The organism is Mycobacterium sp. ITM-2016-00317, assembly GCF_002968295.1.
Lineage (GTDB): Bacteria > Actinomycetota > Actinomycetes > Mycobacteriales > Mycobacteriaceae > Mycobacterium.
The window spans coordinates 5,601,285-5,625,540 of sequence record NZ_CP134399.1 but is presented as its reverse complement, the minus strand read 5'-3'; the positions used below and the strand labels follow the sequence as shown (position 1 = coordinate 5,625,540).

Genomic DNA, 24,256 nt, shown 5'->3' with positions numbered 1-24,256 from the left:
ATGGAACCGGTCTTCCGCGCGCTGGAGCTGACGGCTCAGGTGGCGGTCACTGCTACCGGGACGCAGATCACCTTCCGCGGGGTGGAGCATCTGCCGGCCACCGGCGGCTCCGTGGTGGCCATCAACCACACCGGGTACCTGGACTGGCTTCCGGCCGCGCTGGCGGCCAAAAGGCGCAGGCGGCGGATGCGGTTCATGATCAAGGCCGAGATGCAGGACGTCAGGTTCATCGCGTACCTGATCCGCCACACGAAGGCCATCCCGGTGGACCGCCGCGCGGGTGCGGGCGCCTACGCCGCCGCCGTGGACGCGCTGCGCAGCGGCGAGATCGTCGGGGTATACCCGGAGGCCACCATCAGCCGCAGTTTCGAGCTCAAGGAGTTCAAGTCCGGCGCGGTGCGCATGGCGCAGGAGGCGAAGGTGCCGATCGTGCCGCTGATCGTCTGGGGCGCCCACCGACTGTGGACCAAGGATCACCCGAGAGCGTTGGGCCGCAACAAGATCCCGGTCACCGTCGCTGTCGGTTCGGCGATCGGACCCGACGGTGAGGCCGCCGGACTCAATCAAGAGCTGCGGACGCGGATGACGGCGCTGCTGCACGACGCGCAGGACGGCTATCCGCGCCCGCGCGGTGCGTTCTGGGTGCCCCACCGCCTGGGTGGCGGGGCGCCGACGCCAGAAGAAGCCCGACGTGTGGAGGAGACCGAATTGGCCGAGCGTGCGCGTAGACGGAGCGAGAACCGGTGAAGCCCTTGCTGATCGCCACCGACGTGGACGGCACGCTGATCGACGACGACGAGAACCTCAGCCCGCGGACCCGCTCCGTGGTGCGCGCCGCGGTGGATGCCGGTGCGCAGTTCGTGCTCGCCACGGGGCGGCCGCCGCGGTGGGTGCAACCGATCGTGGACCAGCTGGGCTTCGCGCCGATGGCGGTGTGCGCCAACGGTGCGGTGATCTACGACCCGTCCACCGACCGCATCGTCTCGGCGCGCACGCTGTCCACCGACGCGCTGCGGCAGCTCGCCGAGATCGCGACCCGGGTCATCCCGGGTTCCGGGCTGGCGGTGGAACGGGTCGGCCACAGCGCCCACGACGCCGCCACCCCACAGTTCGTCAGCTCGCCCGGGTACGAACACGCCTGGCTGAACCCGGACAACACCGAGGTGTCGGTGGAGGATCTGCTGAGCGCCCCGGCGGTCAAGCTGTTGATCCGCAAGGCCGGGGCGCGCAGCGCCGACATGGCGGCGGCGCTGGCTCCCCACATCGGAGCCCAGGGGGACATCACCTACTCCACCAACAACGGCCTCATCGAGATCGTGCCGCTGGGCATCAGCAAGGCCACCGGCATCGAGGAGTTGGCGCGTCCGCTCGGCGTCGAGGCCGCCGACGTCGTCACCTTCGGCGACATGCCCAACGATGTGCCGATGCTCGGCTGGGCCGGGCTCGGCGTCGCGATGGGCAATGCGCACCCCGACGCGGTCGCTGCCGCCGACGAGGTGACCACCACCAACACCGAGGACGGAGTCGCGCGGGTCCTCGAGCGCTGGTGGCTGTAGCAGCGCAGCCATCGATTTTGCGCAGTAAAGACTGACTCGGCGGCCTGCTGCGTCGTTTGCTCCTGGCATGATGTCGCGTGTGGGGGGTGGGGATGCGCCCGTGGCGGCGGCGAGAACGGGCGCGGTCGACGAGTTTCTCGCAGCGGCCCGCCGGCAGCCGGTCGGGCTGCTGATCGAGGGCGAGGCCGGCATCGGTAAGACGACGCTGCTGGCCGGGCTGGTCGAGCGCGCCGCCGGGGCCGGCTTCGCGGTGCTGACCGCACACACCACCGCGGGCGAGGCCGGACTGGCGCACTCGGCGACCGCGGACCTGCTCGGTGCGGTCGACCCGGACATCGTCTCGGCGTTGCCCGACATGCAGCGGCTGGCCGCCGACCGCGTCCTGCAGCGGGCACCCGGCGCCGGCCGACCCACCGATGAAAGAGTCACCGCCGCAGCGGTATTGGCCGCTGTCCAGGCTGTCTGTGCGCAGACGCCGGTGCTGATCGCCGTCGACGACGTGCAGTGGCTCGACCCGTCCAGCCGCATGGTTCTCGGCTTCGTGGCGCGTCGGCTCAAGGGGCCGGTCGGCGTCGTCGTCACCGAACGGACCGGTCCGTCGACCGGTGAGCGGGCCGCGTCCTGGCTGCAGGTCGGCACCGGCGGGCTGACTCGGGTACAGGTGGACCCGATGAGCCTCGGCGCGTTGCACAGCATGCTCGCGGCGCGGACCGGCCGGAGATTCTCCAGGCCGGCGATCGTGCGCATCGCCGAGTTGTCCGGCGGCAATCCGCTTTACGCGCTGGAACTGGCGCGGGTGACCGACGGCGACCCGTCCCGGCCGGGACTGCGGCTCCCGTCCACGCTGGCGGAGCTGGTCCGGCTGCGGGTCGGCGGACTCGACGACGACGTGCGCGACGTGCTGCTGGCCGCCGCGTCGGAGACCCTGCCGACGGTCGATGTGGTCGCGGCCACCGTCGGGCTGAGCGCCGAGCAGGTGACCCGCCACCTCGAGGCCGCCGAAGTCGAGGGTGTCGTGGTCATCGAGGGCAACCGGGTCCGGTTCACCCATCCGCTGTTGGCCGGCGGGATCTACGACAGCGCGCCGCCGGCCCGCAGGCGCGAGTTCCACCGCCGGCTGGCCGAACGCAACACGCAACCCGAACTGCGCGCCCGGCACCTGGCCATGTCGGCCACCGTCGCCGATGACGCCACGCTGGCGGCGCTGGACGCGGCCGCAGATTCGGCCCGCAGCCGCGGGGCGCCCGCGGCAGCCGCCGAATTCATGGAGCTGGCCATCCGGCTCGGCGGCGACAAGGTGTCGCGGCGGATCCGCGCGGCCGAACATCACCACGCCGCAGGCGAAACGACGCGGGCCGCCGTGCTGCTCGACAGCGTGCTCGACGACCTGCCGCCCGGCGTGCTGCGGGCCCTCGCCCTCGACCTGCGCGCAGGGGTGCTGATCTTCGACGACGACTACGCCGGCGCGGTCACCCTGCTGGAGCAGGCCTGCGCGGACGTCGTCGGCCACGGCGCCGTACACGTCTCGTCGCTGTTGATGCTGGCGTTCGCCCAGGGGATGATGGGCGCCTTCGCCGATCAGCTCACCGTGGTGGCCCGGGCGGTCGAGGTCGCCGAGGGCACCGGCGTGCCGTCGTTGATCAGCCAGGCGCTGGCGATGTCGGTGTACGTGAACTGTCGGGCGGGCCGCGGCGTCGACGGGGACGCCCTCGGCCGGGCGATCGAGTTGGAGGCGGTCCACGAAGACGTGCCGATCCCGTTCCGCGGGGGCACGATCAACGGGGTCACGCTCGCCGTGGCGGGCCGCCTGCCGGAGGCCGACGGGCAGTTGACCGAGATCGCCGAGCGCTGTCTGCAACGGGGCGCCGAGCACGACGTGATGGCGATGGCGGGGTTGCGCGCCCAGGTGGCGATCTGGCGCGGCCGTTACGAGGAGGCCGACCGCCACGCCGCCGACCTGCTGGAGCGGGCCGGGCAGGTGGGCGGTTCGTTGGTCGTCGCGACAGGCGTGTCCGCCGCGGTGGCCGCGTACCGGGGCCGGGACACGCACGCGCGGGAACTGGCCCACCGCGCACTCGAACTCGGCGCCGGCCAGGTGCCGCCCACCGCGTGGGCACGCTCGGCGCTGGCGTTCCTGGACGTGGCCTGCGGGGAGCACGCCCGAGCGGCCGACGTTCTCGCGCCGCTGTTGCCGGTGCACCGGCCGTTCGCCGGGACGGAGCTGATGTGGTGCTGGTTCCTTCCCGACGCGGTGGAGGCGCTGATCGCGCTGGGTCGCCACGGCGAGGCCGAACCGATGATCGAGGCATTCGAGCGCAACGGGGCGCGGCTGGACCGGCCGTGGCAGCTGGCCGTCGGAAACCGTTGCCGGGCACTGCATTCAGCCGCGGGAGGCGACCTCGAAGGGGCGCTTGCGGCCGTCGAGCGGGCGATGGCCCAGCACGGCCGGCTGGCCATGCCGTTCGAGCAGGCGCGCAGCCGGCTGGTGATGGGCGACGTGCAGCGCAGGCTGCGCCGCCGCGACGCCGCCGCGCGGTCGGTGCGCGCGGCACTGGCACAGTTCGAGGAGCTCGGGGTGCCCGTGTGGGCCGATCGGGCGCGGAAGGAGTTGGCGCGCATCAACGTCGCCGACCGGTCCGGCGGTGCCGCGCTGACCGATTCCGAGCAGCGGATCGCCGAGCTCGTCGCGTCCGGGATGACCAACAAAGAGGTCGCCGAGACTCTGTACGTCAGCGTCAAGACCGTGGAGACCAACCTGACCCGGGTGTACCGGAAACTGGGTATCCGCTCCAGGTCCCAGCTGGGCGCGCGGCTCGGCGCGCCGCCCGAGGGCTGAACCGGGTCCGCTCGAGGGTTAAACCGGGTTGCTCGGCGGGGTGAACCGTTCCAGCTGGACGGGCTCCGAATCGGCGGTGTCGGGCGGCAATTCGACGGGGACACCGTCGATCACCCGGGTGACGGTGCCCTTCTCCCGGTCGAAGTTCAGCGTGCCGTGCTGGAAGTTCTGCACGATCCACAGCGGTTCGGGGATCTCGGCGCTCGTCGGCAGGCCGAGTGCGCCCCGCTCGAATCCGAGTGCGCCCCAGGCTTTGTAGAGCTCACCGGTGACGGGCTCGGCGCCGCTTTCCGGGGACCAGTACATCGCGCCCCGCTCGAACGTCACATAGCGGGTCGCGCCCTCGCCGGAGGCTTCGGGGGAGGTCGGCCGGCCGAGGAAGCTGTCCACACCGCCCATCGACTCCCATTTCGCGAAGATCGCTCCACCGCGCAGGGTCTCGGCGAGCTGTTCGGGTCCGGGCGGGTCGTTGAACCGGGCGGCGATGTCGCGGATCTGGCCCATCAGGGCGTAGGCCGCGTTTCCGGGGCACTCGGTGTTGCCCACGTCGCGGTGGGTGAAGATCGTCGGCAGTGTCGGTGACGCGCCGAACGGGAACTTGGTGAACGAGCCGCCCTCGGAGGGAAGCACCACGGTGCCGAGCGGGTCGACGCCGGACTGCCCCAGTACCCAGCCCAGAAGTCTTGCGGTGTGGCGCAACTGGATCGGTGTCGGGGGGACCGCGTCGAAGTTGCCGAGCATGGCCACACCCCAGGTGTTGTGGTTGAAGCCACCGGTGTGCGCGCCTTCGACGGGCCGGGTCATTCCGCCCGCACGGCCCTCGAAGACCTGGCCGTACTTGTCGACCATCGCGTTGTAGGCGATGTCGCACCAGCCCAGGGTCCGGGTGTGGTACTCGTAGATCGATCTGACGATGCCGGGCGAGTCGTGCGGGGTGTACTCGTTGCTGCCGGCCGTGTGGTGCACGACGCCGGCGCGGATCCTGGTGTCGTAGCGGGGTTCACCGCACCGCATGCCCTCGTCGGCGCCCCACTCGGCGCGGTTGATGATGCGTGGCGGCTGACCGGCGGGCGTGGCTGCATTCGGCATCGGCAACAGGTCCGACGGCGCCTCGGGCGGGCTGATCAGCACCGCGGTGATGTTCTGCGGCAGCGGTTGCTCGACGTTGGCGGGGATGTAGCCGAGCTCGGGGCCGTCGGGCTTCGGCGCGGGCACGGCTGTGCCGGTCGTCGGCGCGTCCGCGGGACGGCGCACCGCGATCTGTACGGCGGTGGTGCGTCCGACGAAGACCGGGTCGGTTCCGTGCACGGGGCCGGGCTCGTCGGCGCCGACACCTTCGAGAGGTTCGGCCTCGTACCACGGGCCCCACGAGCCGTCGTCCTTCTTGGCGCGAACCCGGGCCGACGTCCCGGTGAGGTCCTGCGAGGTCAGCGCGACCATCGAGAACGGGGTGTCCTGGCGCAGCTCGCGGATCGTCTCGCCACCCCCGAGATCGGTCAGCGGCTGCTGGGCCATCTGCGGCGCGGCCATCGCCGAGGTGTCGTCACCATCGGGGATCCCGGAAATCGCCCACGGCAACAGCACCACTGTCGCCGCGAGCGCGGAGATCAGTATCGAGGGTGCGGGGCGCCGATACAGCACGGACTGATGTTACTTATGTGCCGCATGTTGCACGTGTTACGACACGCGCACGCAACGGCACCGCAGAGCGTGTCGCGCTTCTGCGGTGCCGTTCCGTGGCAGGACTGTGCGGCGGGCGGTGCTACGCGCCCGGTTCGATCGCGGCCTCCGCGGCCCCGAGAGGTGCCTCGGCGGCTTCGGCGGCCTCCGCGCCGGCCTGGGCGACCGGTGCGGCGGGCGGGGCGACCGGCGGTTTGACCGCCGACATGATGGCCGGCATCAACACGCCCTTGAGCAGGTCGATCGCCTCGCCGGCGCCCAGTGAGTTGGCCGCGCTGGTCAGATCGCCGAGCAGGCCGCCGCTGGTCGAGGCGACCGGTTGGGTCACGGCCAGCGACGGGTCACCCAGGATCGGATAGGTGCCGAGGGCCGGATCCAGGCCGATCGGCGCCGAGATCGGCACCTCACCGGTGGCGGGCAGTCCCGAGGTGGAGATGGGCAGCGCGCCCAGCGCCGGGTCGGTCAGCGCCGGCGGCGTCGACAGGCCCGGAGTGGTCAGTCCCAGGCCGGGGTCGGTCAAGGACGGCGTGGTCAAACCGGGGGAGGCCAGCGCGGGATCGGTCAGACCGGGCGTGGTCAGGCCAGGCGTGGTCAGACCGGGCGTGGTCAGCCCTGCGGGGCTGGTCAGCGCCGGATCGGTCAGGGCCGGATTGGCCAGGCTCGGGTCGGTCAGCGACGGCCCCGTCAGACCCGGGGAGGCCAGGCCGGGCACGCCCAGGCCGGGGGACAGCGTGGCCGCCGGCGCGGCCCCGGTTCCGGTGAGCAGGCTCGTCGGCATCGGCGGGAGATTGATGCCGAACTGGGACAGGCCCTGGGACAGGGCGGAGATCAATTCACCCGGAAGGTCGGCGATGGACGCGGCCTGGACGAACTCGCGGTGTTCGGGCGCACCGTCGCGCCCGGCTGGGGTGGACAATTCGGAAACGGCTACTACTGCAACTGGACTCGCGACGGCCAGAGCGGCGACTGTGCTCAAGGCTGTCGAGAGCCGGCGGCGACGTCGGTTCGGCACGGAAAGTCTCCTCAAATACGGATAAAGCTCGAATACGTACTGGCGTACGCGCTCGATGTTACTGACGTGACTGGTGTGTCTAGAGTGACGAGATTGAATCGTGAGCTAATTGCGACCTGCGCAGCTCAGTCGTTTCGGGTCCGACAGCGCCTGTCGGATACCCTTGCTGCCGATGATCTCTCCTGATCCCCGGGCCGCAGTGCGCCCTCAGACCGACGGTTTCGACCTGTTCGTCGTCGGTTCCGGCTTCTTCGGTCTCACCGTTGCCGAACGAGCAGCCACCCAGCTGGGCAAGCGGGTGCTCGTGATCGAACGCCGCCCACACCTGGGCGGCAACGCCTACTCCGAAGCCGAGCCCGAAACCGGCATCGAGGTGCACAAGTACGGCGCGCACCTGTTCCACACCAGTAACAAGCGGGTGTGGGACTACGTAGGGCAGTTCACCGAGTTCACCGGCTACCAACACCGCGTCTACGCGCTGCACAACGGGCAGGCCTACCAGTTCCCGATGGGGCTGGGCCTGGTCAGCCAGTTCTTCGGGCGGTATTTCTCCCCGGACGAGGCCAGGGCGCTGATCGCCGAACAGGCCAGCGAGATCGACACCGCCGACGCGCAGAACCTCGAAGAGAAGGCCATCTCGCTGATCGGCCGGCCGCTGTACGAGGCGTTCGTCAAGCACTACACCGCCAAACAGTGGCAGACCGATCCCCGGCAGCTGCCCGCGAGCAACATCACCCGGCTGCCGGTCCGCTACACCTTCGACAACCGCTACTTCAACGACACCTACGAGGGCCTGCCCGTCGACGGTTACACCAGGTGGCTGGAGAACATGGCCGCCGACGACCGCATCGAGGTGCGGCTGAACACCGACTGGTTCGACGTCCGCGACGAGTTGCGCGCGCAGAATCCGGACGCCCCGGTGGTCTACACCGGCCCGCTGGACCGGTACTTCGACTACTCCGAGGGCAAGCTCGGCTGGCGCACCCTGGACTTCGAACTCGAAGTGCTCACCGACTGCGGTGACTACCAGGGCACACCGGTGATGAACTACAACGACCCCGACGTGCCGTTCACCCGCATCCACGAGTTCCGGCACTTCCACCCGGAGCGGTCCTACCCGACGGACAAGACCGTGATCATGCGTGAGTACTCGCGGTTCGCCGAAAACGACGACGAGCCCTACTATCCGATCAACACCGAGGCCGACCGCGCGGTGCTCGCCGCCTACCGGGCGCGGGCCAAAGCGGAGACGGCGTCGTCGAAGGTCCTGTTCGGCGGCCGCCTCGGCACCTACCAATACCTGGACATGCACATGGCGATCGCCAGCGCGCTGAACATCTACGACAACACCCTCGCGCCCCACCTGCGCGACGGTGTGCCGCTGGGCGATCCCGAGACAGAAAGCAGTGGAGCATGACTGACACCCCGTCCGGCGCGCTCGAGGCCGAACAGTCACGAGCGGTCAGCCCGCTGGCCCGGGTGATCCTGCCCCGGCCGGGCGAACCGCTCGACGTCCGCAAACTCTATATAGAGGAATCCGAGACCAACGCCAAGCGCGCGCACGCGCCCACCCGCACCACGCTGGAGATCGGCGCGGAGTCCGAGGTGTCCTTCGCCACGTACTTCAACGCGTTCCCGGCCAGCTATTGGCGGCGCTGGTCGGTCCTGGAGTCGGTGGTGCTGCGGGTGGAGCTGACCGGCAGCGCCCGCGTCGACGTCTACCGGTCCAAGGCGACCGGTGCCCGGATCACCGTCGGTGGCGCCCCGGTGGCCGGCCCCGAGGACGGACCGCCCGCCGTGGTCGAGTTCGAGATCGAGCTGGCCCCGTTCGAGGACGGTGGCTGGATCTGGTTCGACATCACCACCAACGCCAAGTCCACGCTGCACCACGCGGGCTGGTACGCGCCCATCCCGGCGCCGGGCCGGGCCAACGTCGCGGTCGGGATCCCGACCTTCAACCGGCCCTCGGACTGCGTCAACGCGCTGGCCGCGCTGACGTCCGACCCGAAGGTCGACGAGGTGATCGGCGCGGTCATCGTGACCGACCAGGGCACCAGCAAGGCCAAGGACCATCCGGGCTTCGAGGCCGCGGCCGCCGCGCTCGGCAACCGGCTGTCGCTGCACAACCAGCCCAACCTCGGTGGCTCCGGCGGCTACAGCCGGGTGATGTACGAGGCGCTGAAGAACACCGACTGTGAGCAGATCCTGTTCATGGACGACGACATCCGCATCGAACCGGACTCGATCCTGCGGGCGCTGGCGATGAACCGGTTCGCGAAGGTCCCGACCCTGGTGGGCGGGCAGATGCTCAACCTGCAGGAGCCGAGCCACCTGCACGTCATGGGCGAGATGGTCGACCCCGAGAACTTCATGTGGACCAACGCGGTCAACACCGAATACGACCACAACTTCGCCAAGTACCCCCTGGCCGACGAGGACCAGGAGCGCAGCCGGATGCTGCACCGGCGCGTCGACGTCGACTACAACGGCTGGTGGATGTGCATGATCCCGCGGCAGGTGGCTGAGGAGCTGGGCCAGCCGCTGCCGCTGTTCATCAAGTGGGACGACGCCGACTACGGCCTGCGCGCCGGTGAACACGGCTACCCGACCGTGACGCTTCCCGGTGCCGCGATCTGGCACATGGCGTGGAGCGACAAGGACGACGCGATCGACTGGCAGGCGTACTTCCACCTGCGCAACCGCCTGGTGGTCGCGGCCCTGCACTGGGACGGCAACGTGCGCGGACTGCTCGCCAGCCACCTCAAGGCGACCTTGAAGCACCTTCTCTGTCTTGAGTATTCGACGGTGGCGATCCAGAACAAGGCGATGGACGACTTCCTCGCCGGCCCCGAACACATCTTCTCGATTCTGGAGTCCGCGCTGCCCGAGGTGCGCAGCATGCGCCAGGAGTACCCCGACGCGGTCGTGCTGCCGAGCGCGACCACGCTGCCTGCGCCGTCGGACAAGAGGTGGCGCAGGAAGGTCGAGATCCCGACCAACGCGGTGGCGATCTCGCTGCGGCTGGGCCGGGGCATCGCCCACCAGCTCAAGCCGCACGACCCCGAGCACCATCGCAGGCCGCAGGTCAACGTCGCCACGCAGGACGCCCGCTGGTTCTCGCTGTGCCGTGTCGACGGTGTCACCGTGACGACCGCCGACGGCCGCGGCGTGGTCTACCGGCAGCGGGACCGGGACAAGATGTTCGAGCTGCTGCGCGAATCGCTGAAGCGGCAGGCGCTGCTGGCCCGCAGGTTCAACCGGCTGCGCAAGGCCTACCGCGCCGCCCTGCCCACGCTGACCAGCACGCAGAGGTGGGAGGACGTGCTGATTCCGGCCGGGCAGCGCAGCGACCGGGGGGTCAGCAACGGATCCGGTGATGCCTGACGCTCCGCACGGCGAAGACGCCGTGCTGGTGGCCGTGCAGCGCGCGCTGGCCGAACGACCCGGCGTGCTGCCGGCCGCCCGCGGCATGTCGCACTTCGGCGAGCACAGCCTCGGCTGGCTCGCCCTCGCCGGACTCGGGGCGCTGCTGGCGCCGCGGCGCCGCCGCGAGTACCTCGCCGCCGGGGCCGGGGCCTTCCTCGCCCACGCCGCGGCCGTCGTCATCAAACGGGTGGTCCGCAGGCAGCGGCCGCACCACCCGGCCATCGCGGTCAACGTCGCCACCCCGAGCCGGCTGAGTTTCCCGTCCGCGCACGCGACCTCGACGACCGCGGCCGCCGTGCTGCTGTCGCGCCCGACCGGGCTGCCGCTGGCCGCGCTCCTGGTGCCGCCGATGGCGCTGTCCCGTCTGGTCGTCGGCGTGCACTACCCCAGCGACGTGCTCACCGGAGTGGCGGTCGGAGCGGTCGTCGGAAAAGCAGTCGGCAGGCTGGGCGACAAGGTTGCCGCCCGGGATCGTAGGAGGACACCGCGATGAGCACGTCCGAGGTGGATCAGCAGACGGGTCCGACGGCGGGGCCGCCGAAGAACCTGGCCGCCGGCATCGTCAAGGCCCTCCGTCCGCGGCAGTGGGTCAAGAACGTGCTGGTGTTCGCGGCGCCGATCGCCGCGCTGGCCGACGCCAGCTTCGTCGACCGGATGCGCGACGACTGGCCGGCGCTGCTGCTGAACGTCGCCGTCGCGTTCGTGGTCTTCAGCCTGGCCGCCTCCAGCGTGTACCTGGTCAACGACGCGCGCGACGTCGAGGCCGACCGCGCCCATCCGACCAAGCGGTTCCGCCCGATCGCCGCGGGCGTGGTGTCCCAGCCGCTGGCCTACGTGCTGGCCGTCGTGCTCGGCGTGCTGTCCCTGGCGATCTCCTGGGTGGTCGTCACCCCGAACCTGGCCCTGGTCATGGCGGTCTACATCGCCGTCCAGCTGGCGTACTGCTTCGGCCTCAAACACCAGGCCGTCATCGACATCTGCATCGTCTCGTCGGGTTTCCTGATCCGGGCCATCGCCGGCGGCGTCGCCGCCGGGGTGCCGCTGTCCCAGTGGTTCCTGCTCACCATGGCCTTCGGGTCGCTGTTCATGGCGGCCGGAAAGCGTTATGCCGAGCTCCAATTGGCAGAACGCACCGGCGCCAAGATCCGCAAGTCGCTGGAGAGCTACACCAGCTCGTATCTGCGGTTCGTGTGGACGCTGTCGGCCACCGCGCTGGTGCTGTGTTACGGGCTGTGGGCCTTCGAGCGCGACGCCACCGGCGGCACCTCGTGGTTCGTGGTCTCGATGATCCCGTTCACGATCGCCATCCTGCGGTACGCCGTCGATGTCGACGGCGGCCTGGCAGGTGAGCCCGAGGAGATCGCGTTGAAGGACCGGGTGCTCCAGCTCATGGCGCTGGCGTGGATTGGGACCGTCGGTGCCGCAGTCATCCTCAGCTGACACGCTGACCGCCCCGGCGCCTGCGCGCCGGGCCCCGATCGCATCCGACGTGTGGATGCGGGTGAGCCTGTGGCTGTCGGTCACGCTGGTGGCGGCGCTGTTCGGGTGGGGCGCGTGGCAGCGTCGCTGGATCGCCGACGACGGCCTGATCGTGCTGCGCACGGTGCGCAACCTGTTGGCAGGCAACGGTCCCGTGTTCAACGCCGGGGAGCGGGTGGAGGCCAACACCTCGACGGCGTGGTCGTACCTGATGTACCTCGGCGGCCTCGTCTCCGGTGCGGCGCGCCTGGAATACGTGGCGCTGACGCTGGCCCTGGTGCTCAGCGTGCTCGGCGTCGTGCTGGTGATGCTGGGCACCGCCCGGCTGTACGCGCCGACGCTCAAGGGCCGCCAGGCCGTGCTGCTGCCCGCCGGCGTGCTGGTCTACATCGCGGTGCCGCCGGCCCGCGACTTCGCCACCTCGGGCCTCGAAAACGGTTTGGTGCTGGCCTATCTCGGCCTGCTGTGGTGGATGATGGTGGTCTGGGCCCAGTCCCGCCGGGGCACGCCCACCTCGCGTGCCTTCGACCTGACGCTGGCCTTCGTCGCCGGCCTGTCGGTGCTGGTGCGCCCCGAACTCGCGCTGATCGGCGGCCTGGCGCTGGTGATGATGCTGATCGTCGCCAAGGGCTGGCCCGCGCGCGCGCTGATCGTCGCCGCGGGCGGCCTGCTGCCGGTCGCCTACCAGATCTTCCGGATGGGCTATTACGGCCTGCTGTTCCCGAGCACGGCGCTGGCCAAGGAGGCCTCGGGCGCGAAGTGGGAGCAGGGCTTCGTGTACCTCGCCAACTTCAACCAGCCGTATCTGCTGTGGGCGCCCGCGGTGCTGCTGATCGGCCTGGCGGTCATGGTGCGGTTGTTGTGCGGCAGGCCCGTTCGGATCGAGCGGCCGCGCACCGCCGACGCCGGATGGCTGGCCCGGATGGTGCAAAGCCCTTCTGCGGTCGTGATTTTCATGCTGGTGAGCGGGTTCCTGCAGGCGGTGTACTGGATCCGGCAGGGCGGCGACTTCATGCACGGCCGGGTGCTGCTGACGCCGCTGTTCTGTCTGCTGGCCCCGGTGGCGGTGATTCCGCTGATGCTTCCCGACCGTCGCCGGATGGCGCGGGGCGCAAGCTATCTGTATGCCGGTGCCACCAGCCTGCTGTGGCTCGGGGTGGTGGGCTGGTCGCTGTGGGCGGCCAACAGCAACGGCATGGGCGCCGACGCCACCCGCGTCACTTACACCGGCATCGTCGACGAACGCCGCTTCTACGCGCAGGCGACCGGCCACGCCCATCCGCTCACCGCTGCGGACTATCTCGACTATCCGCGGATGCGCGCGGTGCTGGTCGCGATCCAGAACACCCCCGACGGTGCCCTGTGGCTGCCGTCGGGAAACTACGACGCCTGGGACGTCGTGCCGGCCTACCCGCCGCCGCCGGACGCACCGCCCGACTACCGCGGTCCGCAGACGGTGTTCTTCACCAACCTCGGGATGGTCAGCATGAACGTCGGTCTCGACGTCCGGGTGATCGACCAGATCGGTCTGGCCAATCCCCTTGCGGCACATACCGCCCGGCTCGAGGACGGCCGGATCGGGCACGACAAGAACCTGTTCCCGGACTGGGCGGTGGCCGAGGGGCCGTTCTTCAAGGAAGAGCCCTACATCCCCGCATATCTCGACGAGGACTGGATCCGCCAGGCCGAGGCCGCGCTGCAGTGCCCCGAGACCGTGTCACTGCTGGACGCGATCCGGGCCCCGATGGGGCCCAGACGTTTTCTGTCCAACCTGGTGCACGCCGCGGAGTTCACCCGCTACCGCATCGACCGGGTGCCGTTGTACGAGTTGCGGCGGTGCGGACTGCCGCTGCCCGAGCCGGTGAACCCGCCGTACGCCGGATTGCCTCCCACCGGGCCGTGACTGCAGCCGATTTGTTGGTGGAGCGGGTTTTCTGCTTACGTAACACTGCAGCCATGTCGGTCAGATAAGGCATGTGAGGAGGTCCCGTGCGGGCCTCACACGTCCGCAGCGCCCGCGCTCGCGGAAGAGAGATCGCCACAAAGGTGTGGTTGACTACACGGGCAAAGCGGCCGTTCACGGGAACCGTCCGTCAGGGCGGGGGCCTGCTGCTGCTTACGACAGATGGGAAATTCACAAGCATGAAACTCGTTGGGGCGTTCCCCAGAGTTATCCGTAGCCTGAGCCGCAGGCTCACGGTGGCCGCGCTGGCGGCGGTCCTGCTGCCCGGCCTGATCAGCGCCGTGGGCGGCTCCGCCACCGCAGGCGCTTTCTCACGTCCGGGCCTGCCGGTGGAGTACCTGATGGTGCCGTCCGCAGGGATGGGCCGCGACATCAAGGTCCAGTTCCAGAGCGGTGGCCCGAACGCCCCCGGCGTGTACCTGCTCGACGGCCTGCGTGCCCAGGACGACTTCAACGGCTGGGACATCAACACCGCCGCCTTCGAGTGGTACGTCGACTCGGGTCTCGCGGTGGTCATGCCCGTCGGCGGGCAGTCCAGCTTCTACAGCGACTGGTACAGCCCGGCCTGCGGTAAGGCCGGCTGCCAGACCTACAAGTGGGAGACGTTCCTGACCCAGGAGCTGCCCGCGTACCTGGCGGCCAACCATGGCGTCGACCCGAACCGCAACGCGGCCGTCGGTCTGTCCATGGCCGGTTCGGCGGCGCTGACGCTGGCGATCTACCACCCGCAGCAGTTCCAGTACGCCGGGTCGCTGTCGGGCTACCTGAACCCGTCCGAAGGGTGGTGGCCGATGCTCATCAACATCTCGATGGGTGACGCGGGCGGCTACAAGGCCAACGACATGTGGGGTCGCACCGAAGACCCGAACAGCGCCTGGAAGCGCAACGACCCGATGGTCAACATGGGCAAGCTGGTCGCCAACAACACCCGCATCTGGGTGTTCTGCGGCAACGGCAAGCCCGCCGAGGTCAACGGCAGCGTGGCGGGCGACAACCTGCCCGCGAAGTTCCTGGAGAGCCTCACGCTGCGCACCAACAAGACCTTCCAGGAGGAGTACATCGCCGCAGGCGGCAAGAACGGCGTGTTCAACTTTCCTTCCGGCGGCACGCACGACTGGCCCTACTGGGGACAGCAGCTGCAGCAGATGAAGCCCGACATCCAGCGGGTGCTCGGCGCCGTGCCGCAGCCGTCGGCTCCGGCTGAACCGGTCGTGGCCCCGGTCTCGGGCGGCTAGCAACTCATCGGACGACGGCGGTGATCCTCTGACGAGGGTCACCGCCGTCGCTCGTTTTGGCCGTCGACCGCGGTGGGTGATGTGATTCACTACTGCGGAAGCGGGACCGGACCCGCGAGGCGCGCGAAAAGATGAGGTGGCAGATGCAGGGGATGTTTCGGGCGCTCGCAGCGGCGGTGCTGGCTGCGGTGGCGATCTTCGGCGGGGTGACCGCACCGGCGGCCAATGCCCAGGGCGTCGAGATGCTCATGGTGCCTTCGGCGGCGATGGGCCGCGCGATCCCGGTCGCATTCCAGGGCGGCGGACCGCACGCGGTGGTGCTGCTCGATGCATTCAACGCCGCGCCCGACGTCAGCAACTGGGTCACCGCGGGTAACGCGATGAACACGCTGTCCGGGCTCGGCTTGTCGGTGGCCGCGCCGGCGGGCGGGGCGTGGAGCATGTACACCAACTGGGAGCAGGACGGCAGCAAGCAGTGGGAGACCTTCCTGGCCGACGAGCTGCCCAACTGGCTGGCCGCGAACAAGGGGATCGCACCGAACGGGCACGCCGTCGTCGGCGCCGCCCAGGGTGGCACCGCGGCGCTGACGCTGGCCGCGTTCCATCCCGACCGCTACCGCTTCGCCGGCTCCCTGTCCGGGTTCCTGACCCCGTCCTCGACCGCGATGAACGGCGCCATCACCGCCGGCCTGGCCCGGTTCGGCGGCGTGGACACCCGGAACATGTGGGGCTTGCCACAGCTCGGACGCTGGAAGTGGCACGACCCCGACGTCCACGTGCAGCTGCTGACGAACAACAACACCCGGCTGTGGGTCTACAGCCCGGCAACGACGACGTGCACCGATGTGCCCGCGATGATCGGCTACTGCGACCAGGCTCAAGGCAGCAACCGCGTGTTCTATCAGCACTACCGCGCCACCGGCGGCGGCAACGGTCACTTCGACTTCCCGACCTCGGGAAACCATGACTGGGGTTCGTGGAGCGGCCAGCTCGCCGCGATGACCGGCGAACTCGTCGCGACGGTTCGCTAACGGGGAGCGGGCCGCGAGCCCGGTACCTTGGAGAACGTGCAACACGGCTCACGCTCGGCGAGGACGGGAATGGCAGGGCTTTCTGCGCTGCTGGCTCTCCCGGCGGCCTGGCTGACCGGCTGCTCGCTGAATACCGACATGATCGCCGGGATGGGTTCGGAGGTCGAGACCGCGCCGCCGCACGGCCGGTCCACCGCCGCCGAGCCCGGACCCCACGCGGCCACCGGTTCCAACGCGCTCGTCGTCACGCCGCGCCAGCGGGAGTATCTGGAGGCGCTGCACGGCGCGGGGGTCACCCCGTCGAGCGACCTGTCGGCGCTGAGCATCGGCTCCTACGTGTGCCAGGCCAGGGCGGCGGGGCAGGACGACCACGCGGTCTGGGACTTCATCGTCCCGCTGGTGCGCGACGACGTCGATGATTCCGACGGCAACGACACCTCCGCGCCGCAGAAGCCGTCGGCAGATGACGTCGACACCGCTACCGCCGACTACATTCGGATCGCGACCGAGCGACTCTGCTGAGCACGAGCACCACCCGCGCACGCATGGAGCACAGGAGTACCTGAAGCATGGCCAAAACCAATCGGCGGACCAATCGGCCGACCGACCGGCGGAAACGCCACCGCCTTCTGGCGCTGTTCGCCGCAGGGGCGGTGGGCCTCGTCGTGGTGCTGATCGTGGCGATCGTGGTCGTGGTGCTGCGCAGGCCGGACGCCCCGCCGTCGGCGGTACCCCCGTCCGCCGTGCCGCCCGGGGCGGTGCCCCCGACCTCGAAGCCGCGCCCCGAATTCCAGGATGCGAGCTGCCCCGACGTGCAGCTGGTCTCGATCCCGGGCACCTGGGAGTCCTCGGTGCAGATGGACCCGTTCAACCCGGTGCAGTTCCCGGCCGCGCTGCTGCTCAACGTCACCAACCCGATCCGGGCCGAGTTCGGCGCGGACCGGTTGGAGGTGTTCACGGTTCCCTACACCGCGCAGTTCCACAATCCGTTGTCGGCCGATCGCCAGATGTCGTACAACGACAGCCGCGCCGAGGGCATGCGTGCCACCGTGCAGGCGATGACCGCCATGAACGAGCGGTGCCCGCTGACCAGCTACGTGCTGGTCGGGTTCTCGCAGGGCGCGGTGATCGCCGGGGACATCGCGTCCGACATCGGCAACGGCCGCGGGCCGGTGGACCAGGATCTGGTGCTCGGGGTGACGCTGATCGCCGACGGCCGCAGGCAGGCCGGGGTGGGTCTGGACGTCGGCCCGAATGCGCCGGGGCAGGGCGCGGAGATCACGCTGCACGAGGTGCCGACGCTGTCGGCGCTGGGCCTGTCGATGACGGGGCCGCGGCCCGGCGGATTCGGCGCGCTCAACGACCGGACCAACGAGATCTGCGCCCGCGGTGATCTGATCTGCGCGGCGCCGGAGTCGGCGTTCAACATCACCCAGTTGCCCAAGACGCTGGAGGTGCTCGCCGGCGGGGCGGGGCAACCGGTGCACGCGATGTATGCCACGCCGCAGTTCTGGAGTCTCGACGGCCTTCCGGCGACCGGCTGGACGCTGAGCTGGGCCCGGGATCTGGTGAGTAACGCTCCGCAGCCGAAACATGGCTGACCTGTGACCCGAACGACCCGGGCCGAATTTGGCCGGACCGGCTAGGTCGCCTAGCATTATGGGAGTTTAAGGAAAATCTAAGAGCGAATGCTGGTGGCTGATGGGTGGGCAGCCTCTTTCCCGGTAGAATGCCCGGGGTTTTTCGGGACAATGATCCCGCTTGATTGGAGTAACGAATGGCCTTCCACAACCCGTTCATCAAGGACGGATTGATCAAATTCCCCGACAACGGGAGCTTGGTCAAACACGTCGAACGATGGGCCCGGGTGCGTGGGGACAAGGTGGCCTACCGGTTCCTCGACTTCTCCACCGAGCGTGACGGGGTGGCCCGCGACCTGACCTGGGCCGACTTCGGCGCCCGCAACCGGGCCGTCGGCGCGCGGCTGCAGCAGGTGACCCAGCCCGGGGACCGGGTCGCGATCCTGTGCCCGCAGAACCTGGAGTACCTCGTCGCGTTCTTCGGCACTTTGTACTCGGGCCGCATCGCGGTGCCGCTGTTCGACCCGAACGAGCCCGGCCACGTCGGCCGCCTGCACGCGGTGCTGGACAACTGCACCCCGTCGGCGATCCTGACCACCACCGAGGCGGCCGAAGGGGTGCGCAAGTTCTTCCGCACCCGGCCCGCCAACCAGCGTCCGCGGGTCATCGCCGTGGACGCGGTGCCCACCGAGGTCGGCGCCACGTGGGAACCGGTCGACGTCAGCTACGAGACGATCGCGTACCTGCAGTACACCTCCGGGTCGACCCGCATCCCGACCGGCGTGCAGATCACCCACCTGAACCTGGCCACCAACGTGGTGCAGGTGATCGAGGCGCTGCAGGGCGAGGAGGGCGACCGGGGCGTGTCCTGGCTGCCGTTCTTCCACGACATGGGGCTGATCACCGTGCTCCTGCCCACGGTGATCGGGCACTACGTGGAGTTCATGACGCCTGCGGCGTTCGTCCGCCGGCCGAGCCGCTGGATCCGGGCGATGGCCCGCAAGGAAGGCGACACCGGCGGCACCATCTCGGTCGCGCCGAACTTCGCGTTCGATCACGCCGCGGCCCGTGGCCTGCCCAAGGACGGCGAGGAGCCGCTGGACCTGTCCAACGTCAAGGCGATCCTCAACGGCAGCGAGCCGATCTCGGCGGCGACCGTGCGCCGGTTCAACGAGGCGTTCGGCCCGTACGGCTTCCATCCGCAGGCCATCAAGCCGTCCTACGGCCTGGCCGAGGCGACGCTGTTCGTGTCGACGACACCGTCCAACGAATCGCCGAAGATCATCTCCGTCGACCGCGACGAGCTCAACGCGCACCGCTTCGTCGAGGTGCCCGACGATTCGCCGAAGGCGGTCGCCCAGGCGGGCGCAGGCAAGGTCGGTGTCGCGGAGTGGGCGGTCATCGTCGACGCCGAGACCGCATCGGAACTGCCCGACGGTCAGATCGGCGAGATCTGGATCAGCGGCCAGAACATGGGCACCGGGTACTGGAACAAGCCCGAAGAAACCGTCGCCACCTTCCACAACACGCTGAAGTCGCGCACCACGCCGTCGCACGCCCAGGGCGCGACCGACGACGCGACCTGGGTGCGCACCGGCGACTACGGCGCCTACCACGACGGCGAGCTGTACATCACCGGACGAGTCAAGGATCTGGTGATCATCGACGGCCGCAATCATTACCCGCAGGACCTGGAGTATTCCGCGCAGGAGGCCACCAAGGCGCTGCGGACCGGCTTCGTCGCGGCGTTCTCGGTCCGGCCAATCAGCTGCCCGACGAGGTGTTCGACAACACCCACGCCGGCCTGAAGCGCGATCCCGACGACACCTCCGAGCAGCTGGTGATCGTCGGGGAGCGGGCGCCCGGGGCGCACAAGCTCGACGTGGGCCCGATCATCGACGACATCCGCGCGGCCATCGCGGTCCGCCACGGGGTGACGGTGCGCGACGTGCTGCTGACCGCAGCCGGTGCGATCCCGCGGACCTCGAGCGGCAAGATCGGCCGCCGCGCCTGCCGGTCGGCCTATCTTGACGGCAGTCTGCGCAGCGGCCGGGTGGCCAACGCGTTCCCGGACGAGTCGGACTGACGCCCACATACATTTTTCGGCGGCCGTGCCGGTCGCACCGCGATCGTGAGGTTGAGTAGACATGGCGCAAGAGCAACAGGATCCGGGTAAGTCCGGTCCGGACATGACAGTGACCGAGATGCGCGAATGGCTGCGCAACTGGGTCGGCAACGCCACCGGTCAGTCGCCCGACTCGATCAACGAGTCGGCGCCGCTGGTCGAGCTCGGGCTGTCGTCCCGCGACGCGGTCGCGATGGCCAGCGACATCGAGGACCTGACCGGTGTCACGCTGACCGCCACCGTGGCGTTCCGGCACCCGACGATCGAGTCACTGGCGACGGTGATCATCGAGGGCGAGCCCGAACAGGACACCGCGGCGCTGGACGCCGAGAGCTGGTCCCGCGACGTCGACGAAGGCCGGGCCAACATCGCCATCGTCGGGGTAGGGACCCGGTTCCCGGGCGACATGAACACCCCCGGCGAGATGTGGCAGGCCCTGATGGAGGGCCGCGACGCGATCACCGACCTCCCGGACGGCCGGTGGTCGGAGTTCCTCAGCGAGCCCCGCGTCGCCGAGCGGGTTGCCAAGGCGCGCACCCGCGGCGGCTACCTGAGCGACATCAAAGGCTTCGACTCCGAGTTCTTCGCGCTGTCGAAGATGGAGGCCGACAACATCGATCCGCAGCAGCGGATGGCCCTGGAGCTGACGTGGGAAGCGTTGGAGCACGCGCGAATTCCCGCATCGAGCCTGCGCGGGGAGAACGTCGGTGTGTTCATCGGCAGCTCCACCAACGACTACATGTTCATGTCGGTCGCCGATCCCGCGGTGGCGCACCCCTACGCGATCACCGGCAACTCCAGCGCGGTCATCGCCAACCGGGTGTCCTACTTCTACGACTTCCGCGGCCCGTCCATGGCCATCGACACGGCGTGCTCGTCGTCGCTGGTGGCCGTGCACGAGGGCGTCAAGGCGCTGCGCGCCGGTGACGCCGACGTGGTGCTGGCCGGTGGCGTCAACGCGCTGATCACGCCGCTGGTGACCATCGGTTTCGACGAGGTCGGCGGGGTACTGGCCCCGGACGGCCGGATCAAGTCCTTCTCCAAGGACGCCGACGGCTACGCCCGTTCCGAGGGTGGCGGCATGGTGGTGCTCAAGCGACTCGAGGACGCCCGCCGCGACGGCGACCAGATCCTGGCGGTCATCGCCGGCGGCGCGGTCAACCACGACGGCCGGTCCAACGGCATGCTCGCGCCGAACCCGGACGCGCAGGAAGCGGTGCTGCGCAAGGCCTACAAGGACGCCGGCATCGACCCGCGCAGCGTCGACTACGTCGAGGCGCACGGCACCGGCACCATCCTCGGCGACCCGATCGAGGCCGACGCGCTGGGCCGGGTCATCGGCCGCGGCCGCGCCGCCGACAAGCCCGCGCTGCTGGGCGCGGTGAAATCCAACATCGGCCACCTGGAGTCGGCCGCGGGTGCGGCCAGCCTGGCCAAGGTCGCGTTGTCGCTGTACCACGGCACGATCCCGCCGTCGATCAACTACGCAGGTCCCAACCCCTACATCGACTTCGACAAGGAACACCTCAAGGTCACCGACACCGCCACCGAGTGGCCGCGCTACAGCGGGCACGCCGTGGCCGGGGTGTCGGGCTTCGGATTCGGCGGTGCGAACGCGCATCTGGTGGTGCGCGAGGTGCTGCCCACCGATCTCGTCGAGCCCGCACCGGAACCCGAGGTCGCGGTGGTCACCCCGGCCACCGACGACGCCCAGGCCGTGTACGTCGGCGGTGTGCGGATGGACGAGTACGGCGAGTTCATGGCCGACGACGTGGACGACGACGCGGACGACGACGGGCTGGACCGCCCCGCCGCGGCCTACGACGACGAGCCCGAGCTCCCCGGTCTCACCGACGAGGCGCTGCGCCTGCTGGAGATCGCCCGCGAGGAGCTGGCCGCCTCCGAAAATGATCCAGCGGCGGAGTCGAACAAACCCGTTGTGCCGGTTGCAGTTTCGGGCTTCCTGACCTCCCGCAAGCGGGCGACGGCCGCCGAGCTGGCGGACTGGATCGACAGCCCCGAGGGCCGTGCCGCTTCGCTGGAGTCGATCGGTCGTTCGCTGTCGCGCCGCAACCACGGCCGCTCGCGCGCGGTGGTGCTGGCCCACAACCACGACGAGGCGGTCAAGGGGCTGCGCTCGATCGCCGAGGGCAAACCGAACCCGATCGTGATCAGCGCCGACGGTCCGGTCACGAACGGCCCGGTCTGGGTGCTGGCCGGTTTCGGCGCCCAGCACCGCAAGATGGGCAAGAGCCTGTACCTGCGCGATGCCACGTTCGCCGAGTGGATCGACAAGGTCGACGCACTCATCCAGGACGAGCGCGGGCATTCGATCCTGGAGCTCATCCTCGACGACGCGATCGACTACACCGACGAGACCACCGAGCTTCCGATCGAGAAGGTGCAGCTCGTCATCTTCGCGATCCAGGTCGCCCTCGGTGAACTGCTCAAGGCGCACGGCGCGAAACCCGGTGCGCTGATCGGCCAGTCGCTCGGCGAGGCGGCGGCCGCCTACTTCTCGGGCGGTCTGTCGCTGGAGGACGCCACCCGCGCCATCTGCTCGCGCTCGCACCTGATGGGTGAGGGCGAGGCGATGCTGTTCGGCGAGTACATCCGGCTGATGGCGCTGGTTGAGTACTCGGCCGAGGAGATCGAGACGGTGTTCTCGGACTTCAAGGACCTCGAGGTGTGCGTGTACGCCGCGCCGACCCAGACAGTCATCGGCGGTCCGCCCGACCAGGTCGACGCGATCATCGAGCGCGCCGAATCCGAGGGTAGGTTCGCCCGCAAGTTCCAGACCAAGGGCGCCAGTCACACCTCGCAGATGGATCCGTTGCTCGGTGAGCTCGCCGCCGAACTGCAAGGCATCGAAGCGAATCCGATCCAGGTGCCGTATTACTCGACGGTGCACGAGGGCAAGCTGATCCGCGCAGGGTCCGACCCGATCCACGATGTGGACTACTGGAAGAAGGGCCTGCGCCACAGCGTGTACTTCACGCACGGCATCCGCAACGCCGTCGACAACGGGCACACCACGTTCCTGGAACTGGCGCCCAACCCGGTGGCGCTGATGCAGGTCGGTCTGACCACTGCCACGGCGGGTCTGCATGACGCACAACTGATCCCGACACTGGCGCGTAAGCAGGACGAGGTCGACTCGATGACCACGGCCATGGCGCACCTGTACGTGCACGGTCACGACCTGGACTTCCGGACGCTGTTCCCGCTGCCGTCGGACCGGCCGGTGGATCCGGCCACCGATTTCGCCGAGATCCCACCGACCCGGTTCAAGCGCAAGCCGCACTGGCTGGAGGTCAACTTCACCGGCGACAGCTCGACGGTCATGCCGGGCAACCACGTCGCCACCCCGGACGGCAGGCACGTCTGGGAGTACCGCGCACGCGGCGCGGTGGACGCCTCCATGCTGTCCGCGCTGGTGAAAGCCGCTGCGGCAGTGGTGATTCCGGATGCCAAGCTGACGGCGTCGGAGCAGCGCGCGGTGCCGGCCGAGGGTGCACGACTGGTGACCACCCTGACCCGGCACCCGGGCGGGGCCGGTGTGCAGGTGCACGCGCGTATAGACGAGTCGTTCACGCTCGTCTACGACGCGATCGTGACCCGCGCCGGTGCGCAGTCGGCGCTGCCGACCGCGGTCGGTGCGGGCACTGTCGCCGAGACGTCCGTGGCCGCATCAGAACCCGAGCCCGAAGAAGACGCGGCCATCCTGCAGGACAACCTCACCGCGGGCGCGGGCCTGGCGGCCGGCTTCGCGAAGTGGTCGCCGGACTCCGGGGAGACCATCGGCGAGCGCCTCGGCGCCATCGTCGGTGCGGCCATGGGCTACGAGCCTGAGGACCTGCCGTGGGAGGTGCCGCTGATCGAACTCGGCCTGGACTCGTTGATGGCGGTGCGCATCAAGAACCGCGTCGAGTACGACTTCGATCTGCCGCCGATCCAGCTGACCGCGGTTCGGGACGCGAACCTGTACGCGGTCGAGAAGCTGATCGCCTACGCGGTCGAACACCGCGACGAGGTCGGCCAGATCGCCGAGGACCAGAAGGGCAAGACGGCCGAGGAGATCGCCGCGGCTCAGGCCGAACTGATGGGCGGGGCCAGCACGGTCGCCGAGCTGGAGGCCAAGCTGGCTGAGGCGGGCCACCCGATCGCGGCCGACGCCGGCGCGATCGCCACCGACGCCGTCGAGGCCCAGCAGGCTCCCGGCACGGACATCCCGGCACCGCCGACCGACCCGTCAGGGCCGGCGATCCCGGCACCGCCGAGTAATCCGGCGGGGCCGCCGCAGAGCGCTCGTCAGTGTCTGATGGTTCCTCGC

At 69.6% G+C, this 24,256-nt stretch carries 14 protein-coding genes and 2 pseudogenes; 14 read left to right on the top strand and 2 right to left on the bottom strand.

The window, feature by feature from the left end; genetic code table 11:
• From C6A87_RS26940 to C6A87_RS26930, 3 genes are all read left to right on the top strand, one after another.
• Positions 1 to 747, top strand: coding sequence for a lysophospholipid acyltransferase family protein (locus tag C6A87_RS26940; protein WP_311115023.1), 747 nt, complete (start codon positions 1 to 3; stop codon positions 745 to 747).
• Positions 744 to 1,556, top strand: coding sequence for an HAD family hydrolase (locus C6A87_RS26935; protein ID WP_311115022.1), 813 nt, complete (start codon positions 744 to 746; stop codon positions 1,554 to 1,556). Before C6A87_RS26940 ends, C6A87_RS26935 begins: the two co-directional genes overlap by 4 nt.
• Before the next feature lie 100 nt (positions 1,557 to 1,656).
• Positions 1,657 to 4,392, top strand: coding sequence for an AAA family ATPase (locus C6A87_RS26930; RefSeq protein WP_311115021.1), 2,736 nt, complete (start codon positions 1,657 to 1,659; stop codon positions 4,390 to 4,392).
• Between the two features lie 18 nt (positions 4,393 to 4,410).
• On the opposite strand, the gene C6A87_RS26925 is transcribed toward C6A87_RS26930, so the two are convergent.
• Positions 4,411 to 6,033: an N-acetylmuramoyl-L-alanine amidase gene (locus C6A87_RS26925; protein ID WP_311115020.1), complete on the bottom strand. Its 1,623-nt coding sequence runs from the start codon at positions 6,031 to 6,033 to the stop codon at positions 4,411 to 4,413.
• A gap of 121 nt (positions 6,034 to 6,154) precedes the next feature.
• Positions 6,155 to 7,084 (bottom strand): hypothetical protein, encoded by a 930-nt coding sequence (locus tag C6A87_RS26920; protein WP_311115019.1) that lies wholly within the window; start codon positions 7,082 to 7,084, stop codon positions 6,155 to 6,157.
• A gap of 172 nt (positions 7,085 to 7,256) precedes the next feature.
• Between C6A87_RS26920 and glf the strand changes: the two genes are divergently transcribed.
• From glf to pks13, 11 genes and pseudogenes are all read left to right on the top strand, one after another.
• The gene (glf, locus tag C6A87_RS26915; protein WP_396836945.1) at positions 7,257 to 8,501 is read left to right on the top strand and encodes a UDP-galactopyranose mutase; all 1,245 of its coding nucleotides are present in this window, start codon (positions 7,257 to 7,259) and stop codon (positions 8,499 to 8,501) included.
• Positions 8,498 to 10,468: a glycosyltransferase gene (locus tag C6A87_RS26910; RefSeq protein ID WP_311115018.1), complete on the top strand. Its 1,971-nt coding sequence runs from the start codon at positions 8,498 to 8,500 to the stop codon at positions 10,466 to 10,468. The genes glf and C6A87_RS26910 overlap by 4 nt, the downstream gene beginning before the upstream one ends.
• On the top strand, positions 10,461 to 11,003 hold the full coding sequence (locus C6A87_RS26905) for a phosphatase PAP2 family protein (protein ID WP_311115017.1): 543 nt from the start codon (positions 10,461 to 10,463) through the stop codon (positions 11,001 to 11,003). Before C6A87_RS26910 ends, C6A87_RS26905 begins: the two co-directional genes overlap by 8 nt.
• On the top strand, positions 11,000 to 11,950 hold the full coding sequence (locus C6A87_RS26900) for a decaprenyl-phosphate phosphoribosyltransferase (RefSeq protein WP_311115016.1): 951 nt from the start codon (positions 11,000 to 11,002) through the stop codon (positions 11,948 to 11,950). The genes C6A87_RS26905 and C6A87_RS26900 overlap by 4 nt, the downstream gene beginning before the upstream one ends.
• On the top strand, positions 11,928 to 13,892 hold the full coding sequence (zomB, locus tag C6A87_RS26895; RefSeq protein ID WP_396836944.1) for a flagellar motor control protein ZomB: 1,965 nt from the start codon (positions 11,928 to 11,930) through the stop codon (positions 13,890 to 13,892). Before C6A87_RS26900 ends, zomB begins: the two co-directional genes overlap by 23 nt.
• 239 nt (positions 13,893 to 14,131) lie before the next feature.
• Positions 14,132 to 15,187, top strand: a complete 1,056-nt coding sequence (locus tag C6A87_RS26890) for an alpha/beta hydrolase family protein (RefSeq protein ID WP_311115015.1) — start codon at positions 14,132 to 14,134, stop codon at positions 15,185 to 15,187.
• 143 nt (positions 15,188 to 15,330) lie between these two features.
• Positions 15,331 to 16,218 (top strand): alpha/beta hydrolase family protein, encoded by an 888-nt coding sequence (locus C6A87_RS26885; protein ID WP_311115014.1) that lies wholly within the window; start codon positions 15,331 to 15,333, stop codon positions 16,216 to 16,218.
• A gap of 69 nt (positions 16,219 to 16,287) precedes the next feature.
• Positions 16,288 to 16,740: a DUF732 domain-containing protein gene (locus C6A87_RS26880; RefSeq protein ID WP_311115013.1), complete on the top strand. Its 453-nt coding sequence runs from the start codon at positions 16,288 to 16,290 to the stop codon at positions 16,738 to 16,740.
• 47 nt (positions 16,741 to 16,787) lie between these two features.
• Entirely contained in the window at positions 16,788 to 17,819 is a 1,032-nt protein-coding gene (locus tag C6A87_RS26875; protein ID WP_311115012.1) for a cutinase family protein, read from the top strand.
• 176 nt (positions 17,820 to 17,995) lie between these two features.
• A pseudogene (gene fadD32 / locus C6A87_RS26870) lies at positions 17,996 to 19,884 on the top strand (long-chain-fatty-acid--AMP ligase FadD32).
• Between the two features lie 61 nt (positions 19,885 to 19,945).
• A pseudogene (gene pks13 / locus C6A87_RS26865) lies at positions 19,946 to 24,208 on the top strand (polyketide synthase Pks13); the annotation flags it as partial.
• Positions 24,209 to 24,256: the final 48 nt, after the last annotated feature.